Source organism: Citrobacter sp. T1.2D-1 (genome assembly GCF_950098555.1).
GTDB lineage: Bacteria > Pseudomonadota > Gammaproteobacteria > Enterobacterales > Enterobacteriaceae > Citrobacter_A > Citrobacter_A telavivensis.
This window is the reverse complement of the sequence record NZ_CATNHH010000056.1, coordinates 93,000-110,569: the sequence shown is the minus strand read 5'-3', so window position 1 is coordinate 110,569 and position 17,570 is coordinate 93,000. Positions and strand designations below refer to the sequence as shown.

At 54.8% G+C, this 17,570-nt stretch carries 14 protein-coding genes and 1 tRNA gene; 6 read left to right on the top strand and 9 right to left on the bottom strand.

Features of this window, described 5'->3' with window-relative positions; translation table 11 throughout:
• Positions 1 to 165: 165 nt before the first annotated feature.
• Complete coding sequence (locus QQZ17_RS21675; protein WP_152405280.1) at positions 166 to 561, bottom strand: VOC family protein; 396 nt, start codon at positions 559 to 561, stop codon at positions 166 to 168.
• Between the two features lie 283 nt (positions 562 to 844).
• Here QQZ17_RS21675 and QQZ17_RS21670 point away from each other — a divergent pair, with 283 nt between their 5' ends.
• Complete coding sequence (locus QQZ17_RS21670; protein ID WP_178827978.1) at positions 845 to 982, top strand: hypothetical protein; 138 nt, start codon at positions 845 to 847, stop codon at positions 980 to 982.
• On the opposite strand, the gene QQZ17_RS21665 is transcribed toward QQZ17_RS21670, so the two are convergent.
• The 3 genes from QQZ17_RS21665 to QQZ17_RS21655 all read right to left on the bottom strand — a co-directional run bounded on the left by QQZ17_RS21665 (position 977) and on the right by QQZ17_RS21655 (position 3,333).
• Complete coding sequence (locus tag QQZ17_RS21665; RefSeq protein ID WP_199800595.1) at positions 977 to 1,543, bottom strand: B3/B4 domain-containing protein; 567 nt, start codon at positions 1,541 to 1,543, stop codon at positions 977 to 979. The genes QQZ17_RS21670 and QQZ17_RS21665 overlap by 6 nt on opposite strands.
• A gap of 646 nt (positions 1,544 to 2,189) precedes the next feature.
• A tRNA-Ser gene (locus QQZ17_RS21660) sits at positions 2,190 to 2,277 on the bottom strand.
• Positions 2,278 to 2,472: 195 nt separating this feature from the next.
• On the bottom strand, positions 2,473 to 3,333 hold the full coding sequence (locus QQZ17_RS21655; RefSeq protein ID WP_152406366.1) for a pirin family protein: 861 nt from the start codon (positions 3,331 to 3,333) through the stop codon (positions 2,473 to 2,475).
• Positions 3,334 to 3,439: 106 nt separating this feature from the next.
• Between QQZ17_RS21655 and QQZ17_RS21650 the strand changes: the two genes are divergently transcribed.
• Complete coding sequence (locus QQZ17_RS21650; RefSeq protein WP_152405279.1) at positions 3,440 to 4,351, top strand: LysR family transcriptional regulator; 912 nt, start codon at positions 3,440 to 3,442, stop codon at positions 4,349 to 4,351.
• 75 nt (positions 4,352 to 4,426) lie between these two features.
• On the opposite strand, the gene infA is transcribed toward QQZ17_RS21650, so the two are convergent.
• The 5 genes from infA to trxB all read right to left on the bottom strand — a co-directional run bounded on the left by infA (position 4,427) and on the right by trxB (position 10,260).
• Entirely contained in the window at positions 4,427 to 4,645 is a 219-nt protein-coding gene (infA, locus tag QQZ17_RS21645; protein ID WP_001040187.1) for a translation initiation factor IF-1, read from the bottom strand.
• Positions 4,646 to 4,939: 294 nt separating this feature from the next.
• Positions 4,940 to 5,644, bottom strand: coding sequence for a leucyl/phenylalanyl-tRNA--protein transferase (gene aat, locus QQZ17_RS21635; RefSeq protein WP_152405278.1), 705 nt, complete (start codon positions 5,642 to 5,644; stop codon positions 4,940 to 4,942).
• A gap of 44 nt (positions 5,645 to 5,688) precedes the next feature.
• Positions 5,689 to 7,410: a heme ABC transporter ATP-binding protein/permease CydC gene (cydC, locus tag QQZ17_RS21630; protein ID WP_152405277.1), complete on the bottom strand. Its 1,722-nt coding sequence runs from the start codon at positions 7,408 to 7,410 to the stop codon at positions 5,689 to 5,691.
• Positions 7,411 to 9,177 carry a heme ABC transporter permease/ATP-binding protein CydD gene (gene cydD / locus QQZ17_RS21625; RefSeq protein WP_152405276.1) on the bottom strand — a complete coding sequence of 589 codons (1,767 nt, stop codon included), beginning with the start codon at positions 9,175 to 9,177 and terminating at the stop codon, positions 7,411 to 7,413.
• Positions 9,178 to 9,291: 114 nt separating this feature from the next.
• Positions 9,292 to 10,260, bottom strand: a complete 969-nt coding sequence (trxB, locus tag QQZ17_RS21620; RefSeq protein WP_284554176.1) for a thioredoxin-disulfide reductase — start codon at positions 10,258 to 10,260, stop codon at positions 9,292 to 9,294.
• Positions 10,261 to 10,806: 546 nt separating this feature from the next.
• On the opposite strand from trxB, the gene lrp reads away from it, so the two are divergent.
• From lrp to rarA, 4 genes are all read left to right on the top strand, one after another.
• Complete coding sequence (lrp, locus tag QQZ17_RS21615; protein WP_000228469.1) at positions 10,807 to 11,301, top strand: leucine-responsive transcriptional regulator Lrp; 495 nt, start codon at positions 10,807 to 10,809, stop codon at positions 11,299 to 11,301.
• Positions 11,302 to 11,435: 134 nt separating this feature from the next.
• A complete protein-coding gene (gene ftsK, locus QQZ17_RS21610) occupies positions 11,436 to 15,446 on the top strand; it encodes a DNA translocase FtsK (RefSeq protein WP_152405274.1) in 4,011 nt (1,336 codons plus the stop codon).
• 111 nt (positions 15,447 to 15,557) lie between these two features.
• Entirely contained in the window at positions 15,558 to 16,169 is a 612-nt protein-coding gene (lolA, locus tag QQZ17_RS21605) for an outer membrane lipoprotein chaperone LolA (protein WP_152405273.1), read from the top strand.
• An 8-nt stretch (positions 16,170 to 16,177) separates the two neighbouring features.
• Positions 16,178 to 17,521 carry a replication-associated recombination protein RarA gene (rarA, locus tag QQZ17_RS21600; RefSeq protein ID WP_152405272.1) on the top strand — a complete coding sequence of 448 codons (1,344 nt, stop codon included), beginning with the start codon at positions 16,178 to 16,180 and terminating at the stop codon, positions 17,519 to 17,521.
• The last annotated feature ends 49 nt before the right edge of the window (positions 17,522 to 17,570 follow it).

Here is a 17,570-nt window from a genome sequence, read left to right as displayed (position 1 = left end):
TGTTTATTTTCACACTGAGATAACATCCTGACACTTTGCTTATTCATGCAGAGTGTCAGGATGTTTCAGCTAAGTTAATGAATCAACGGATGGCCTGTAGAGCCATAAAAGGTCGCAGACGATAAACGTTGAGGCAGAGCAGGCACATATCAAATACAGTGGGCTTTATTTTTTTGTCGGATCGTAAAAAACAAAAGCAATTTTGTTCTTGTCAGGATCGCGGACATAAGCACTGTAAAAATCATCACCATAGTGTGGGCGGTAGCCAGGAGGACCATCATCCTCGCCACCGTTTTCTAACGCTAAGGCATAGAGCTTGTTAATTATATCAACGGAGGGGGCATTAAGTGCCACCATCACGCCATTGCCAAATGTTGCCGGACGTTGATTAAAGGGAAGGCCAACACATAGCCCTGTGGAATTATTATTTTTAAACGTGCCCCAGGCGGCGCCTTTCTCACTTCGACCATCCAGAGGATATCCCAGCACGTCCATTAGCGGCGCATAAAATTTATAAGAAACTTCCGGGTTATTGGTACCCAACATGACATAAGAAAACATGGCAACTCCTGTTGTGAAAAAAATCCTCATTCGTCACTATGCCTGTTCGGAGAACTGAACGGAAGTGTTTATACCAGTCTTTATTTTTCAATCACAAATCCAGAATGAATGTGAGTGGTATAGACAGATGAAAGCTATATCCCGAATGCCGACGAATGAATAAGTTACTGCCTAATCTGAGCGCAGCAGCCTCCCTGAAACTGATTAATCCCAGGAATTATCATCGTAAAATAAAGCCCGAAATTATCATGGGATACCACTGCTCGGGATAATGGGGAAGAGTATGGCTCAGAGACAAATACCCACACTCGTGCGGGGTACCGTCTTTATTGATGATAATACTTTTGCCCTGGCAATAATGTATCAACGTACCACCGTCGCAAATACCCATTACCAGCAAACCGAAGCGCTGGGTTCATAAGCGCTTTATGTCCGTCCGTATGGCTGCAGGCCATACCTGAGATATGGCGTCTGTGAGTGCGACAATAAGGTTTTCAACGTCATCCTGTGCGGTTTCGTGCAAAGCTTCGGCGACAATCAGCACGTTGGACGTACGTTGGCGAACGGCCGACCAACCGCTTTGTCGATGAGTCCAGCGTCGGGCATGGGCTCGTCCGGAATCATCGACAAAGATAACTTCACCGGGTTCAGGGTGTTCAGTTTCCCCGGAAAACGTCTCATAGAGTTCATCCCCACAGGCCGAACGCACTGTTAACGCACCGCTGATCCGGTTGATGTCAAATGCAGCAACCGGTATGGCAAAGGCGAGGGAAGCCGCATTACACAGGTCAATCAGCGGATGTAGCGTCGGCAACTCTCCGCTCTTGCGATACCGTCTTAACAGAGATTCCGATGCGCAGCGATATTGTGTAGGCTTAAGGCCTAACTCGGAAAAAGCACGACGCCAGGCTTTAATCTCCGCAAACTCGCCTTCGCGAGTCGCCGTCAGTCGCTTATCTGCGACTGCAAGTAACTGAGCCACTTGTGCGCCCGAATTAGCATCTGCGTGAATACCATTAACACCGATCGTCGCAGAACGAAGTTGCCTGAATCTCGTATGAATTTCAGAGGCATAACATAGCGGCATTGACATTCTCTCCTTAGCACTATTTCTGACAGAATATCGGTCGCTGCTCTGATGTGTATTGAATAAAATTGCAGATGATTTCATTACCCGGGTGGAAATCTCTGATCTCATCCCCCCGCAGTGCGTGCAATATGCGAAAAAAAAGCCCGTACTTGCGTACGAGCTCTTTCTTAAAGATGGCGGTGAGGGGGGGATTGACTCGCTTCGCTCGCCCTGACGGGCAGCCCGCTCACGAAGTTCGCGGTCTGTCCAACGGGCTGCGCCCGTTGTCGACCCCGGTCGGGGATTCTCATCCCCCCACGGCGTGTGCAATATGCGAAAAAAAAGCCCGTACTTGCGTACGAGCTCTTTCTTAAATATGGCGGTGAGGGGGGGATTGACTCGCTTCGCTCGCCCTGACGGGCAGCCCGCTCACGATGTTCGCGGTCTGTCCAACGGGCTGCGCCCGTTGTCGACCCCCGGTCGGGGGCTCTCATCCCCCCAGGTGTGTGCAATATGCGAAAAAAAAGCCCGTACTTGCGTACGAGCTCTTTCTTAAATATGGCGGTGAGGGGGGGATTCGAACCCCCGATACGTTGCCGTATACACACTTTCCAGGCGTGCTCCTTCAGCCACTCGGACACCTCACCATATTGTATTGTTGCCTGACCGCTTGGGGAGCAACGGGGCGCTACTATATGGAGTTGCGCTAAAACGGTCAAGCAGTATTTACGCTTTGCTTATCGTTTGGTTACGCATTGTACAGCTTCCCCGAACGATGCCGTCGGGGAAGCTTTTCTGCGTTATGAATCCCGCATTTTGCTATTCTTACAACCTCCTCCCGGTCAGATTTGACCAAAGCGGCCAGCGTTAAAATCGCGAACGGCTTCTGCAATTTCTTGTTTGGTATTCATGACAAACGGACCGTAACCGACTACCGGTTCATTCAGCGGTTCCCCCGACAGCAACAACACGCTGGCATCACCGCTGGCTTCCAGATGCACTGAGTCTCCTTGCTGACTTAATACGACCAGTTGCCCCTCATTTGCCGTTGTCGAGCCATTTACCCTGATTGAACCTTTCAGGATCACCAGTGCGGTACTCCACCCCTCTGGCTGCAAAAGTGTCAACGGGCGCGCCTGCTGCAGCCGCATATCCCAGACGTTCAGCGGCGAGAACGTGTGAGCCGGTCCTGTCGTCTGCTGATACTGACCGGCAATGATTCGTACTGTTCCTGCCTCGTTCGGCAACTCAACGGTTGGGATGTGTTCCTGAGTGATGCTCTGGTATCCCGGTGACGTCATTTTGTCTTTCGCTGGCAGGTTTACCCACAGTTGCACCATCTCCAGTTCTCCTCCCTTGCGGGTGAAGGCTTCAGAATGAAATTCTTCATGCAAAATGCCTGCGCCTGCCGTCATCCACTGCACGTCGCCAGGGCCAATAATGCCGCCGCGACCCGTTGAGTCGCGATGCTCAACTTCACCGCTGTACACTATTGTCACCGTTTCAAAACCGCGGTGGGGATGTTCACCCACACCACGCTTTTTCGTTCCCGGCGTGAACGTATGGGGACCCGCATAGTCGAGCAGCAGAAACGGGCTCAGCTGCTGCGCGTGGGACTGGTACGAAAACAGTGAACGAACCGGAAATCCATCGCCAACCCAGTGCGGGCGAGGTGCGGTATAGACGCCTGTAACCTGTTTCATCATTATCTCCTCAATGGTATTCCTGCCTGTGAATAAGCTTATATTCATGACAGCGAGGTGAGTAGTCGCTAAAATGAATCTCATCGTTCTGAAAATGGAACAATAAATGGCAAAGCCGGACCTCAATGATTTTGCGTGGTTTGTCCATGTCGTGGAGCAGGGAGGGTTTGCCGCGGCAGGCCGCGCGTTAGACGAACCTAAATCAAAGCTCAGTCGGCGCATCGCGCAACTGGAGGAGCAACTGGGTGTGCGACTCATCCAGCGGACGACGCGGCAGTTTAACGTTACGGAAGTGGGGCAAACGTTCTACGAGCACTGCAAAGCGATGCTGGTAGAAGCACAGGCGGCGCAGGATGCGATTGCCGCATTGCAGGTCGAACCTCGTGGCGTGGTGAAGCTGACGTGTCCGGTCACGCTGCTCCACGTTCACGTGGGGCCGATGCTGGCGAAATTTATGGCACGCTATCCCGATGTCACGCTGCAACTCGAAGCGACGAATCGTCGTGTTGATGTGGTGGGTGAAGGCGTTGATATTGCTATCAGAGTACGACCGCGCCCGATTGAGGACAGCGATCTGGTTATGCGGGTTCTTGCTGACCGCGCACACCGGTTATTTGCCAGTCCGGCATTGATCGCACGCATGGGTGTCCCTGCATCACCGGCGGAATTAAGCCGCTGGCCCGGACTGAGTCTGGCATCCGGAAAGCATATTCATCGCTGGGAGTTGTACGGTCCACAAGGGGCCAGAGCGGAAGTACACTTTACCCCGCGATTTATCACGACTGATATGTTGGTATTGCGTGAGGCGGCTATCGCCGGCGTCGGTGCCGTACAGCTTCCCATCTTAATGGTCAAAGAACAGCTGGCGGCGGGTGAACTGGTTTCGTTACTGGAAGGATGGGAACCCCGAAGAGAGGTGATTCATGCGGTTTTTCCTTCACGCAGGGGATTGCTGCCGTCGGTGAGAGCGCTGGTGGATTTCCTGACGGACGAGTACGCGCGGATGACGGAGGAGTAGGTGATTTCTACACAACAAAAAAGGCCGGATAGACCGACCTTTTATTATTGGTACGCCATTCGGGCGTGAAAACAATCAGCGACTACGGAAGACAATGCGGCCTTTGCTCAGGTCGTACGGGGTCAGCTCAACAGTCACTTTGTCGCCCGTCAGGATGCGGATGTAGTTTTTACGCATTTTACCGGAGATGTGTGCAGTAACCACGTGACCGTTTTCTAACTCTACGCGGAACATGGTATTAGGTAACGTTTCGAGAACGGTACCCTGCATTTCAATATTGTCTTCTTTGGCCATCTAATCCTCTGGGGTATCACTACCGTAATTTGAACCGGCAAGATAATGCCGAAGTTCTTTTAATAAGTAAAGATTTGCACGTTTAAAACGCAGCAAACAAAATTTGGCGCATTACTCCGGTTTGCTTAAAAAGCACACGGCAAAGCCGCACGTGAAGCGCAACGTATAAGGGAGCGATGAGATAAACGATGGCGTTACCTGACGCGAACGGATCCTTAACGGCAGCGGGGTAATGGGCTAAACCAACTCTGCGACGCAATTATAACACCCTGACAAAAAATGTGCCGAAAACATTCACTTCAGGGGCAAAAATAACGTACGAGGGACCCAAAAATCGCGAGGTAAACGTTGTTGGCGTAACGCATCGAGGTGTTCCAGATACACCCGACGCGAAATTTCGACCGCCCCTAGCGATTCGGTATGGCTATTGAGCACCTGGCAATCCATTAATTTGCCGCCGTGACGGACAAATTCTGCACAAAAAACCAGTAGCGCGGTTTTTGACGCATTCTCTTGCCGACTGAACATTGACTCACCGCAAAACAGGGCTCCCTGGGAAACGCCATACATACCACCGACCAGCTCATTGTCGCGCCAGACCTCAATGGAATGCGCGTGTCCCAGTTCGTGCAGTCGGTGATAGGCTTCCACCACGCCCTGAGTTATCCATGTCCCTTCATCGCGATCGTTGGCGCACCCGTCGATGACCTGACCAAACGCATAATTCAGGGTGACACGATACGGAGAGCGCTTATGAAAGCGCTTCATGCTGCGGCTAATATGAAAAGTGTCAGGCCACAGAATGGCCCGAGGGTCCGGCGACCACCAGAGAATAGGGTCGCCAGGGGAAAACCACGGGAAAATGCCGCGCTGATAGGCCATCAGCAGCCGCGCAGGGCTCAGATCGCCCCCAAGCGCCAGCAGGCCGTTTGGCTCGCGTAAAGCGCCCTCCGGCGAAGGGAAGGCGATAGAGTGTCGGGAAAGCTGAACCAGGCGCATGACAGCAGAACTCCAGTACGCGAGTCGGATCGTTCAATAATAGCTTACAGACCTTGCTTAAACTGGTAATAACGCCCCTGCTGCGCTAACAGATCTGCGTGATTACCTTGCTCAATAATTTGGCCGTTGTCCATTACTATTATTTGATCAAAACGCGCGAGCCCGCGCAGGCGATGCGTCACCATCAGTAACGTTTTACCACGCATTACATCCGCCAGTAATTCAAGCATTTGGCTTTCGGTGGTCGCATCCAGTCCTTCCGTTGGTTCATCAAGCAGCATCAGCGGCGCATCGTGCAGCAGGGCACGGGCGATCGCCAGACGGCGTAGTTCCCCACCGGATAACTGACGACCGCCTTCTCCCAGCCAGCTATTGAGGCCGGTATCGTCGAGGAGTTTCTCCAGTCCGACGCGGCGCAGCGTGTCTGTCAACTGTTCGTCACTGGCGTCGGGTGCGGCAAGCCGCAGGTTGTCGCGTAGGGTGGCGCTGAACAAGTGCACACGCTGCGGCACGACGCTGATGGTCTTGCGCAGCGTCGCTTCATTCAATGCCGCAATCGGACGGTCGTTGAGCAGGATCTCGCCCTGCTGCGGATCCCACGCGCGCGTGAGCAGTTGCAGCAATGTCGATTTACCGCACCCAGTACGACCAAGAATGGCAATGTGCTCGCCAGGATTCACCTGAAGAGAGAGCGAATCCAGCGCTTTTTGCGCCTGCCCGGGATAGCTGAATGCAACGTCACGCAGCGTCAGAGTAACCTTAGCCGGGACGTCCGACACGTCGGTCGGGAAAATGACTTCCGGCTTCTGTTCGGTTAACTCGGTGATCCGCATGGCGGAGGCGATGACCTGTCCCAGATGCTGAAATGCACCGGTAACCGGAGCCAGCGCTTCAAACGCCGCCAGCGCGCAAAAGACAAACAGAGCAATCAGCGCGCCCGGCTGGGTGTTACCACCCACGCCGCCTGCTGCCATCCACAGCATCAGTAATATGGCAACGGCGCCGATCAGCAACATTAGCGCCTGTGACAGTGCCGTCAGTTCAGACTGTCGGCGCTGTGCTTCGTGCCACTGTAACTCTGTGGCTTCCATCTGTGCGCGATAACGGTCGCTGGCGCCAAAAATAGTCAGTTCAGCCTGGCCCTGTAACCACGCAGTCAGTTGCTGACGATACTGTCCGCGCAGATGCGTCAGGTTCTGTCCGGTGGTTTTCCCGGCGCGATAAAATACGGGCGGCATAATAAACAGCGTCAGCAGCATCACACCGCCGAGGGTGCAGGCGAGGGTGACGTCAAGTACGCTCAGACCGATCGTCACGACCATAATTACCACAAAAGCACCCACCAGAGGGGAAATGACGCGCAGGTAGAGGTGATCCAGCGTATCCACATCTGCCACAATGCGGTTCAACAATTCACCCTGACGATAGCGAGCCAGTCCGGCAGGGGAGAGCGGCAACAGTTTGCTGAAGGTGTGAATGCGCAAATGTTGCAGCACGCGGAAGGTCGCATCATGGCTGACCAGCCGCTCGAAATAGCGTCCGGCAGTCCGGGTAATGGCCGCGCCGCGTACGCCCGCGGCAGGAAGCATGTAGTTAAAACTGTAGATACCGGCAAAGCCCGCCACGGCCGACGCTGAAAGAAACCAGCCGGACAGCGTCAGCAGGCCAATACTGGCGAGCAGAGTGATAATGGCCAACACGATGCCCAGCGTTAACATCCACTTGTGACGTTTATAGAGCGTCAGATAAGGCAGCAGCGCGCGCATTTAGATCTCCTCCTGACGATGGGCCAACAGCGTTGCAAACGCGCCGCTGGCGGAACTCAACTCGGCCCAGGAGCCTTGTTCGATAATCTGTCCGTCCTGCATCACCCAAATCGTGTCCCAGTCGGCAAGATCTTCAAGCTGGTGCGTGACCATTAGCGTTGTCTGGCGTTTTGAGGCAGTTTTCAGCGCCTGCATGACCCGCTGTTCACTATGGGCATCCAGGCTGGCAGCCGGTTCGTCCAGCAGCAGTAACTTGCAGGGATTAAGGAGCGCACGTGCGACTGCTACGCGTTGAGCCTGGCCGACGGACAGGCGTCCTGCCTGATCGCCAACGGGTGTATCAACACCCTGCGGCAACAGCGGCAGGAATTCACTGACCCAGGCGCTGTCGAGTGCTGCGCGCAGTTCTTGCTCGCTGGCATTCGGGCGCGCCAGCAAAACGTTTTCCCGTATCGTTGCTGCGGGCAACTGTGGGTTTTGCCCCACCCAGGAGAGATGCTTGCGCCAGGACTCTGGAGACAAATCGCGCAGTTCCACACCGTTAATGCGCAGCGATCCCTGATAGGAAAGGAAGCCGGAAAGTGCATTCAACAACGAACTCTTACCTGAACCGCTACGACCGACCAGCACGGTACGCTGCCCGGCAGGAAGCGAGAAGTTCAGTGGTCCTGCCAGCGTTTTACCTTCCGGGGAGGTGATAATGAGATTTTCAGCATCAATGGAAACAGGTTCTTGCGCGGATAATTCAACCTCGCCGCGTTCCGGGTGGGCGAGCGGCGTTTCCATAAAGGTTTTCAGACTGTCAGCCGCACCCACCGCCTGCGCCCTGGCGTGATAAAACGTACCCAAATCGCGCAGCGGCTGGAAAAACTCAGGGGCCAGAATGAGGGCCAGGAAGCCTGCCGCCAGCGTCACGCCCGTACCATAGTGGCCGAAATTAAGTTCGCCGAGGTAGGAAAAGCCAAAGTAAACAGCGACCAGCGCGATGGAAAGCGAGGTGAAAAATTCCAGTACACCCGATGATAAAAAGGCAAGGCGTAGCACTTCCATCGTGCGCTGGCGGAAATCTTGCGACGCGACGCGGATGCTTTCTGTTTCGGCTTCACCGCGACCAAAAATGCGCAGGGTATCCATTCCGCGTAAGCGATCGAGAAAATGCCCGCTCAGACGAGCCAGCGCCAGGAAGTTACGACGGTTAGCATCGGCTGCGCCCATACCGACCATCGCCATGAACAGAGGGATAAGCGGCGCGGTGCCGAGCAGAATCAGCGCGGCGGCCCAGTTCGAGGGAAAAATAGCCGCCACGATCAGGATGGGCACACACACTGCCAGCGCCATCTGCGGCAGATAGCGGGCGTAGTAATCGTGCATATCGTCAATTTGTTCCAGCACTAGCGTGGCCCAACTTCCCGCCGGTCGCCCCTGAATCCACGCCGGACCGGCCTGTTGCAGGCGATTGAGGACCTGGCGGCGGATCTCAAATCGGATATGTTGTCCCGCATGGAATCCCACGCGTTCGCGTAGCCATACCACCCAGGCACGCAGGATAAAGATCAGCACCAGCACGACAAAGGGCAACAGCAATGCCTCGCGCGGGATGTTATCCATGATCATATGTTGCAGAATGCGAGCCATGATCCAGGCCTGAGCGACAATCAGTACGCCACTCACGAACCCCAGCAGACGGGAAATCATGAGCCAGCGTTGGGAAATGACACTTTGCTGTTTTAACCAGAGGGTTAGCTCTTTTTGACGAGTTTTATTCATTGCGCGCTTTGCAGGTGAGTTATCAGAATTTTTTGGCAGGGCAATGTTACAACGGGGCAAAAATAAAGGCGACTTATAGTCGCCTTATTTACTTTTGTTACTGATTTGTAAAAACTATTTGCACGCGTCGGCTAAACCATCGAGGTAACGTTCGGCATCCAGCGCAGCCATACAACCGGTGCCTGCGGAGGTGATAGCCTGACGATACATGTGGTCCATCACGTCGCCCGCAGCGAAGACGCCCGGGATGCTGGTCTGGGTCGCGTTACCGTGACTGCCGGACTGTACTTTGATGTAGCCGTTTTCAAGCTCAAGCTGACCTTCGAAAATCGCCGTGTTCGGGCTGTGGCCGATGGCAACAAACAGTCCCGCGACCTCCAGCGACTCAATGTTGTCTGCATTCTGCGTATCGCGCAGGCGCAGACCGGTAACGCCCATCTGATCGCCGGTTACTTCTTCCAGCGTGCGGTGGGTGTGCAACACAATGTTGCCGTTCTCCACTTTGTCCATCAGACGTTTAATCAGAATTTTTTCCGCGCGAAAGCCGTCACGGCGGTGAATCAGGTGAACTTCAGAGGCGATGTTCGCCAGATACAGCGCTTCTTCAACGGCCGTGTTACCGCCGCCGATAACCGCGACCTTCTGGTTGCGATAGAAAAAGCCGTCACAGGTTGCGCAGGCAGAAACGCCACGACCTTTGAACGCCTCTTCTGACGGCAGACCGAGATAGCGAGCGGACGCACCGGTGGCGATAATCAGCGCATCACAGGTGTACTCTGCACTGTCACCTGTCAGACGGAACGGACGGTTTTGCAGGTCCACTTTATTGATGTGATCGAAGATGATCTCGGTTTCAAACTTAGTCGCATGCTCGTGCATACGCTCCATCAGCAGGGGACCGGTCAGATCGTTCGGATCGCCAGGCCAGTTTTCCACTTCGGTCGTGGTGGTCAGTTGACCGCCTTTTTCCATACCGGTAATCAGCACCGGCTGCAGGTTTGCGCGCGCAGCATAGACCGCCGCGGTGTATCCCGCCGGGCCGGAACCCAGGATAAGCAGTTTACTGTGTTTGGTCGTGCCCATGAGATCCTCATTGTTGTTGGCAGGCAATGGGCTGGATTGTAGGGAATTTGGTGGCGTAAAAAAAGAGTATAGCGATTTTGTTAACAATTTGTGCAATAGGCGAGGCCAATAAGTGAACAAATCGGCAGTGTCACTATAAAGAATTCTACTTAAAGTCGGTCAGTTATAAGGTGATAAAATGACGAATTGTCTTAACGCATAATGAATAACTGGCATGTTGTACTAAAAATCGATGTTTTACTTTGACAATCACCTGCCGTTTTGCGAAAACATTCGAGGAAGAAAAAAACAGTGTTGTGTGTGTGCCGCATAATCATGCATATAAATACCATGTTTACCGGGCTAGCGAAATCTACGCATGGCGTGGACAGACGCCATTCGTGATGTCGATAGCTGCCTTCAGGCAACGGTCTTCTCACTATAGACCCAGGCATTGCGCGCCGTTAATCCTCTGGGTTTCGGTCTATTGTGATGGGCATCGACTCTCGACAATGATGTTTGATGAGTCAGGCAGGAGTAGGGAAGGAATACAGAGAGACAATAATAATGGTAGATAGCAAAAAGCGCCCTGGCAAAGATCTCGACCGTATCGATCGTAACATTCTTAATGAGTTGCAAAAGGATGGGCGTATTTCTAACGTCGAGCTTTCTAAACGAGTGGGACTTTCCCCGACGCCCTGCCTTGAGCGTGTGCGTCGTCTGGAAAGACAGGGTTTCATTCAGGGCTATACCGCTCTGTTAAACCCGCATTATCTGGATGCATCACTTCTGGTATTTGTTGAGATTACTCTGAATCGTGGCGCTCCGGATGTGTTTGAACAATTCAATGCTGCCGTACAGAAACTTGAAGAAATTCAAGAGTGTCATTTGGTGTCCGGTGATTTCGACTACCTGTTGAAAACACGTGTGCCGGATATGTCAGCGTACCGTAAGCTGTTGGGGGAAACCCTGCTGCGTCTGCCTGGCGTGAATGACACACGTACTTACGTGGTAATGGAAGAAGTCAAACAGAGTAATCGTCTGGTTATTAAGACGCGCTAATACGGAACAGGTGCAAAATCGGCGTATTTTGATTACACTCCTGTTAATCCATACAGCAACAGTGCCGGGGTAACCCGGTGCTGTTGTCCGTTTTAGCACCGGGCAGGAAAAGCCTGAAACCTGGAGAGCCTTTTTTGAGCCAGGAATACACTGAAGACAAAGAAGTCACATTGACAAAGTTAAGCAGCGGGCGCCGACTTCTGGAGGCGTTGTTAATTCTTATTGCCCTTTTTGCCGTCTGGCTGATGGCAGCCTTACTGAGCTTTAATCCTTCTGATCCCAGTTGGTCGCAAACGGCCTGGCATGAGCCTATCCATAATCTGGGGGGGGCTCCGGGTGCGTGGCTGGCAGATACCCTGTTCTTTATCTTTGGGGTGATGGCGTACACCATTCCAGTCATCATTGTGGGCGGCTGCTGGTTTGCCTGGCGTCATCAGGCGACCGATGACTATATCGACTATTTTGCCGTCTCACTGCGCATCATTGGCGTGCTGGCGCTTATCCTCACCTCCTGTGGCCTGGCCGCAATCAATGCTGACGATATCTGGTACTTCGCGTCTGGCGGGGTGATTGGCAGTCTGTTGAGTACTACGCTGCAACCACTGCTGCACAGCAGTGGCGGCACCATTACGCTTTTGTGCGTGTGGGCCGCGGGGCTGACGCTCTTTACCGGTTGGTCATGGGTTAGCATCGCCGAAAAACTCGGTGGCTGGCTGCTCAATATTCTGACTTTTGCCAGCAACCGAACGCGTCGTGATGATACCTGGGTAGAAGACGACGAATACGAAGACGATGAAGAATATGAAGATGAAGCTGATGGCGGGAGACGTGAATCTCGTCGGGCGCGTATTCTTCGCGGAGCGCTGGCGCGCCGTAAACGTCTGGCTGAAAAATTTATCAACCCGCATGGTCGTCAGACCGATGCGGCGCTGTTCTCTGGCAGACGCATGGATGACGAAGATGAGGTAGCATACAGCGCGCGTGGCGTCGAAGCGGATCCTGGCGATGTGCTGTTCTCTGGACATCGTGCAACGCAACCAGAATATGATGAATACGATCCGCTTTTAAACGGTCATTCGGTGACCGAACCGGTCGCTGCGGCAGCAGCAACGGCTGCGACTCAGGCCTGGGCCGCCCCGGTCGATCCGATTATGCAAACGCCACCTATGTCGGGAGCGGAAACCGTTTCTGTACAACCTGCCGTTGAATGGCAGCCTGTTCCAGGGCCGCAAACCGGCGAGCCGGCTATCGCTCCGGCGCCGGAAGGCTATCCGCCACACGCTCAGTATGCGCAACCGCAACACGCGCAGTATGAGTCATGGCAACAGCCCGTTCCGACTGAACAGCAATACACTGCGCCTGTTGGCCCTGAAACAGGTTATTTACAGCCAGGCGTACCGCAGCAACCGTGGCAGCAACCGCAGCCTGCGCCAGAACAACCCTGGCAACCTGAGTCGGTTTATCCGTCAGAGCCCGTTCAACAACCGAATTATCATCAACCGGCTTATCAGCCAGGGCCGCAGGAACCTGTGGTTCAGCAGATGCCTGTTGCAGAGCCTGAACCGGTGGTGGAAGAGACGAAACCTGCGCGTCCGCCGCTGTACTATTTTGAAGAGGTGGAAGAGAAGCGCGCGCGTGAACGCGAGCAACTGGCGGCATGGTATCAGCCGATTCCTGAGCCCGTTAACGCGCTGGAATCGGTGGCTCCTGCGCCATCAGCCGCGCCTTCCATACCGCCAGTCGACGCCGCAGCGGCTATTGCACCGATCGCCGCAGGCGTGAAGGATGCGACGTTATCAGCCGGTGCGACTGCGGCAGCAGCAGCGCCGATCTTCAGCCTCGCGAACGGCGGCGCGCCGCGTCCGCAGGTGAAAGAAGGGATTGGTCCACAGTTGCCTCGTCCGAACCGCGTGCGCGTACCGACGCGCCGTGAGCTGGCATCGTATGGCATTAAATTACCGTCTCAGCGTATGGCTGAGGAGAGAGTACGTGAGGCCGGGCAGCACGATCCGCAATACAGCGATGATGAAATCGACGCCATGCAGCAGGATGAACTGGCTCGTCAGTTCGCCCAGTCACAGCAAAGTCGTTATGGCGATGAGTATCCGCGAGATGTGACGCAGGCTGACGATGAAGATGTCGCTGCAGAAGCCGAACTGGCGCGCCAGTTTGCCTCTTCGCAGCAGCAACGCTATGCCGGTGAGCAACCTACGGGAGCGAATCCGTTCTCGCTGGATGATTTTGAGTTTTCACCGATGAAAACGCTGGTGGATAATGGCCCGCATGAGCCGTTGTTTACGCCGGGCGTGATGCCGGAGCCTGTGCCTGTTCAGCAGCCACAGCAGCCGCAGTATCAACAGCCGCAACAGCCGGTGGTCCCGCAGCCGCAGTATCAGCAGCCGCAACAACCGGTGGCCCCGCAGCCGCAGTATCAGCAGCCACAACAGCCGGTGGTCCCTCAGCCGCAGTATCAGCAGCCGCAACAGCCGGTGACCCCGCAGCCGCAGTATCAACAGCCGCAACAGCCGGTGGTCCCGCAGCCGCAGTATCAGCAGCCACAACAGCCGATGGTCCCGCAGCAACCCGCAGCGCCTCAGCCGCAGGAAAGTCTGATTCACCCGTTGCTGATGCGCAACGGTGACAGTCGTCCGCTGCAAAGACCGACGACGCCGTTGCCGTCGCTGGATCTGCTGACGCAGCCGCCGAGCGAAGTCGAGCCGGTTGATACCTTTGCGCTGGAACAAATGGCGCGACTGGTTGAAGCCCGTCTGGCTGACTTCCGCATCAAGGCTGATGTGGTGAATTACTCTCCAGGTCCGGTGATCACGCGTTTTGAACTGAATCTGGCACCGGGCGTGAAGGCTGCCCGTATTTCCAACCTCTCTCGTGACCTGGCGCGTTCGCTTTCGACCATCGCTGTACGCGTGGTGGAAGTGATTCCGGGCAAACCCTACGTAGGCCTGGAATTGCCGAACAAAAAACGGCAGACCGTTTATCTGCGTGAAGTGCTGGATAACGCGAAATTCCGTGAAAACCCGTCGCCGCTGACCGTCGTGCTGGGTAAAGATATTGCTGGCGATCCGGTGGTGGCTGACCTGGCGAAAATGCCACACCTGTTAGTGGCGGGTACAACCGGTTCGGGTAAATCGGTTGGTGTGAATGCGATGATCCTCAGCATGCTTTACAAGGCGCAACCGGAAGACGTTCGCTTCATCATGATCGACCCGAAAATGCTGGAACTGTCGGTTTACGAAGGCATTCCGCATTTGCTGACGGAGGTCGTCACCGATATGAAAGACGCCGCCAACGCCCTGCGCTGGAGCGTTAACGAGATGGAGCGCCGTTACAAGCTGATGTCCGCTCTGGGCGTGCGTAATCTGGCGGGTTACAACGAGAAGATTGCCGAAGCCGCGCGGATGGGGCGTCCGATTCCGGATCCGTACTGGAAGCCGGGTGACAGTATGGATGCACAGCATCCGGTACTGGAAAAACTGCCGTATATCGTTGTGCTGGTGGATGAATTTGCCGACCTGATGATGACCGTCGGTAAGAAAGTTGAAGAGTTGATTGCCCGACTGGCGCAAAAAGCCCGTGCGGCAGGGATCCACCTGGTGCTGGCGACGCAGCGTCCGTCGGTTGACGTGATTACGGGTCTGATCAAGGCCAACATTCCGACCCGTATTGCCTTCACCGTGTCCAGTAAGATTGACTCGCGTACCATCCTCGATCAGGGCGGTGCAGAATCGCTGCTGGGGATGGGGGATATGCTTTACTCCGGGCCGAACTCCACAATGCCAGTGCGTGTTCACGGCGCATTTGTCCGTGACCAGGAAGTGCATGCGGTGGTTCAGGACTGGAAGGCACGTGGGCGTCCGCAGTATGTGGATGGCATCACCTCCGACAGCGAAAGTGAAGGTGGCGGTGGTGGCTTTGACGGCGGCGAAGAGCTGGATCCGTTATTTGATCAAGCGGTTAACTTTGTGACGGAGAAACATAAAGCGTCCATCTCCGGCGTACAGCGCCAGTTCCGCATTGGCTACAACCGCGCGGCACGCATCATCGAACAGATGGAAGCGCAGGGGATCGTCAGCGAACAGGGCCATAACGGCAATCGCGAAGTGCTGGCTCCACCGCCGTTTGACTAAGTGCAAAGTTACGTAATTCAGTATTGTCTACTTTCCTCACGCTGATTTTTGGCCTGGAATGGATAGCAGAGGGATCTCCCGGTCGGGAGTGACGTATTTTGAGGAATAACAATGAAAAGAATCGCAATCACCTGTGCATTACTCTCAGGATTCGTGGTAAGCAGCGTTTGGGCGGATGCCGCCAGCGATCTGAAAAGTCGTCTGGATAAAGTGAGCAGCTTCCACGCCAGCTTTACGCAGAAAGTGACCGATGGCAGCGGTGCCGCTGTTCAGGAAGGTCAGGGTGATTTGTGGGTGAAGCGTCCAAACCTGTTTAACTGGCACATGACGCAGCCTGACGAAAGCATTCTGGTTTCTGATGGTAAAACGCTATGGTTCTTTAACCCGTTTGTTGAGCAGGCCACCGCGACATGGTTGAAAGACGCCACCGGCAACACACCGTTTATGCTGATTGCCCGCAATCAGTCCAGCGACTGGCAGCAGTACAATATCAAGCAGAACGGAGATGACTTCGTCCTGACGCCAAAAACCAGCAACGGCAACCTGAAACAGTTCACTATCAATGTGGGCCGCGACGGGACCATTCATCAGTTCAGCGCCGTGGAGCAGGATGACCAGCGCAGCAGCTATCAGCTGAAATCGCAGCAGAATGGCACCGTTGACGCATCGAAATTCACCTTTACTCCACCGCAAGGCGTAACGGTAGACGACCAACGTAAGTAGAGGCATCAGTGAGCAACCTGTCGCTCGATTTTTCTGATAATACCTTTCAGCCACTGGCCGCGCGGATGCGGCCAGAAAATTTAGCGCAGTATATTGGTCAGCAGCACCTGTTGGCTGCGGGCAAACCATTGCCGCGCGCGATTGAAGCCGGACACCTGCACTCCATGATTTTGTGGGGACCGCCAGGCACCGGAAAAACCACGCTTGCTGAAGTGATTGCCCGCTACGCCGATGCCGACGTTGAGCGGATTTCAGCCGTCACCTCCGGCGTGAAAGAGATCCGTGAAGCCATCGAACGCGCCCGGCAGAGTCGTAATGCCGGGCGTCGCACCATCCTGTTTGTTGACGAAGTTCATCGCTTCAACAAAAGCCAACAGGATGCGTTCCTGCCGCACATTGAAGACGGCACCATCACCTTTATCGGGGCTACCACCGAGAACCCCTCTTTTGAGCTAAATTCCGCACTGCTGTCGCGTGCGCGCGTCTATTTGCTCAAGTCGCTGACGACGGAAGATATCGAGCAGGTTCTGCGTCAGGCGATGGAAGACAAGGCGCGGGGTTACGGTGGGCAGAATATTGTTCTACCGGATGACACCCGCAGAGCAATCGCGGAGCTGGTCAACGGCGATGCGCGTCGGGCGCTGAACACGCTGGAAATGATGGCCGACATGGCGGAAGTGGATGACAGCGGTAAGCGGGTATTGCTGCCCGCGCTGTTGACCGAAATTGCCGGCGAGCGCAGCGCGCGTTTCGATAACAAAGGTGACCGCTTCTACGATCTCATTTCCGCATTGCATAAATCGGTTCGCGGCAGCGCGCCGGATGCGGCACTTTACTGGTATGCGCGCATCATTACGGCGGGGGGCGATCCGCTGTACGTGGCGCGTCGCTGTCTGGCTATTGCCTCCGAGGATGTGGGCAATGCCGATCCGCGTGCGATGCAGGTGGCGATCTCCGCCTGGGACTGCTTTACGCGTGTGGGGCCTGCTGAAGGCGAACGCGCCATCGCGCAGGCGATTGTCTATCTGGCCTGCGCACCGAAAAGTAATGCGGTGTATACCGCATTCAAAGCGGCGATGTCCGATGCCCGTGAACGCCCTGACTATGACGTACCTGTCCATCTGCGCAATGCGCCGACGAAACTGATGAAAGAGATGGGCTACGGTCAGGAATATCGCTACGCGCATGATGAACCGAATGCCTATGCCGCCGGCGAGGACTATTTCCCGCAGGAGATGGCACAAACACGCTATTATCACCCCACAAACAGAGGTCTTGAGGGTAAGATTGGCGAAAAGCTCGCCTGGCTCGCCGGACAGGATCAAAATAGCCCTATAAAACGCTACCGTTAGCGCAGGCGTTGCGGTAATGTTGGCACTGTATCCCTGTGACCGCAGGCTG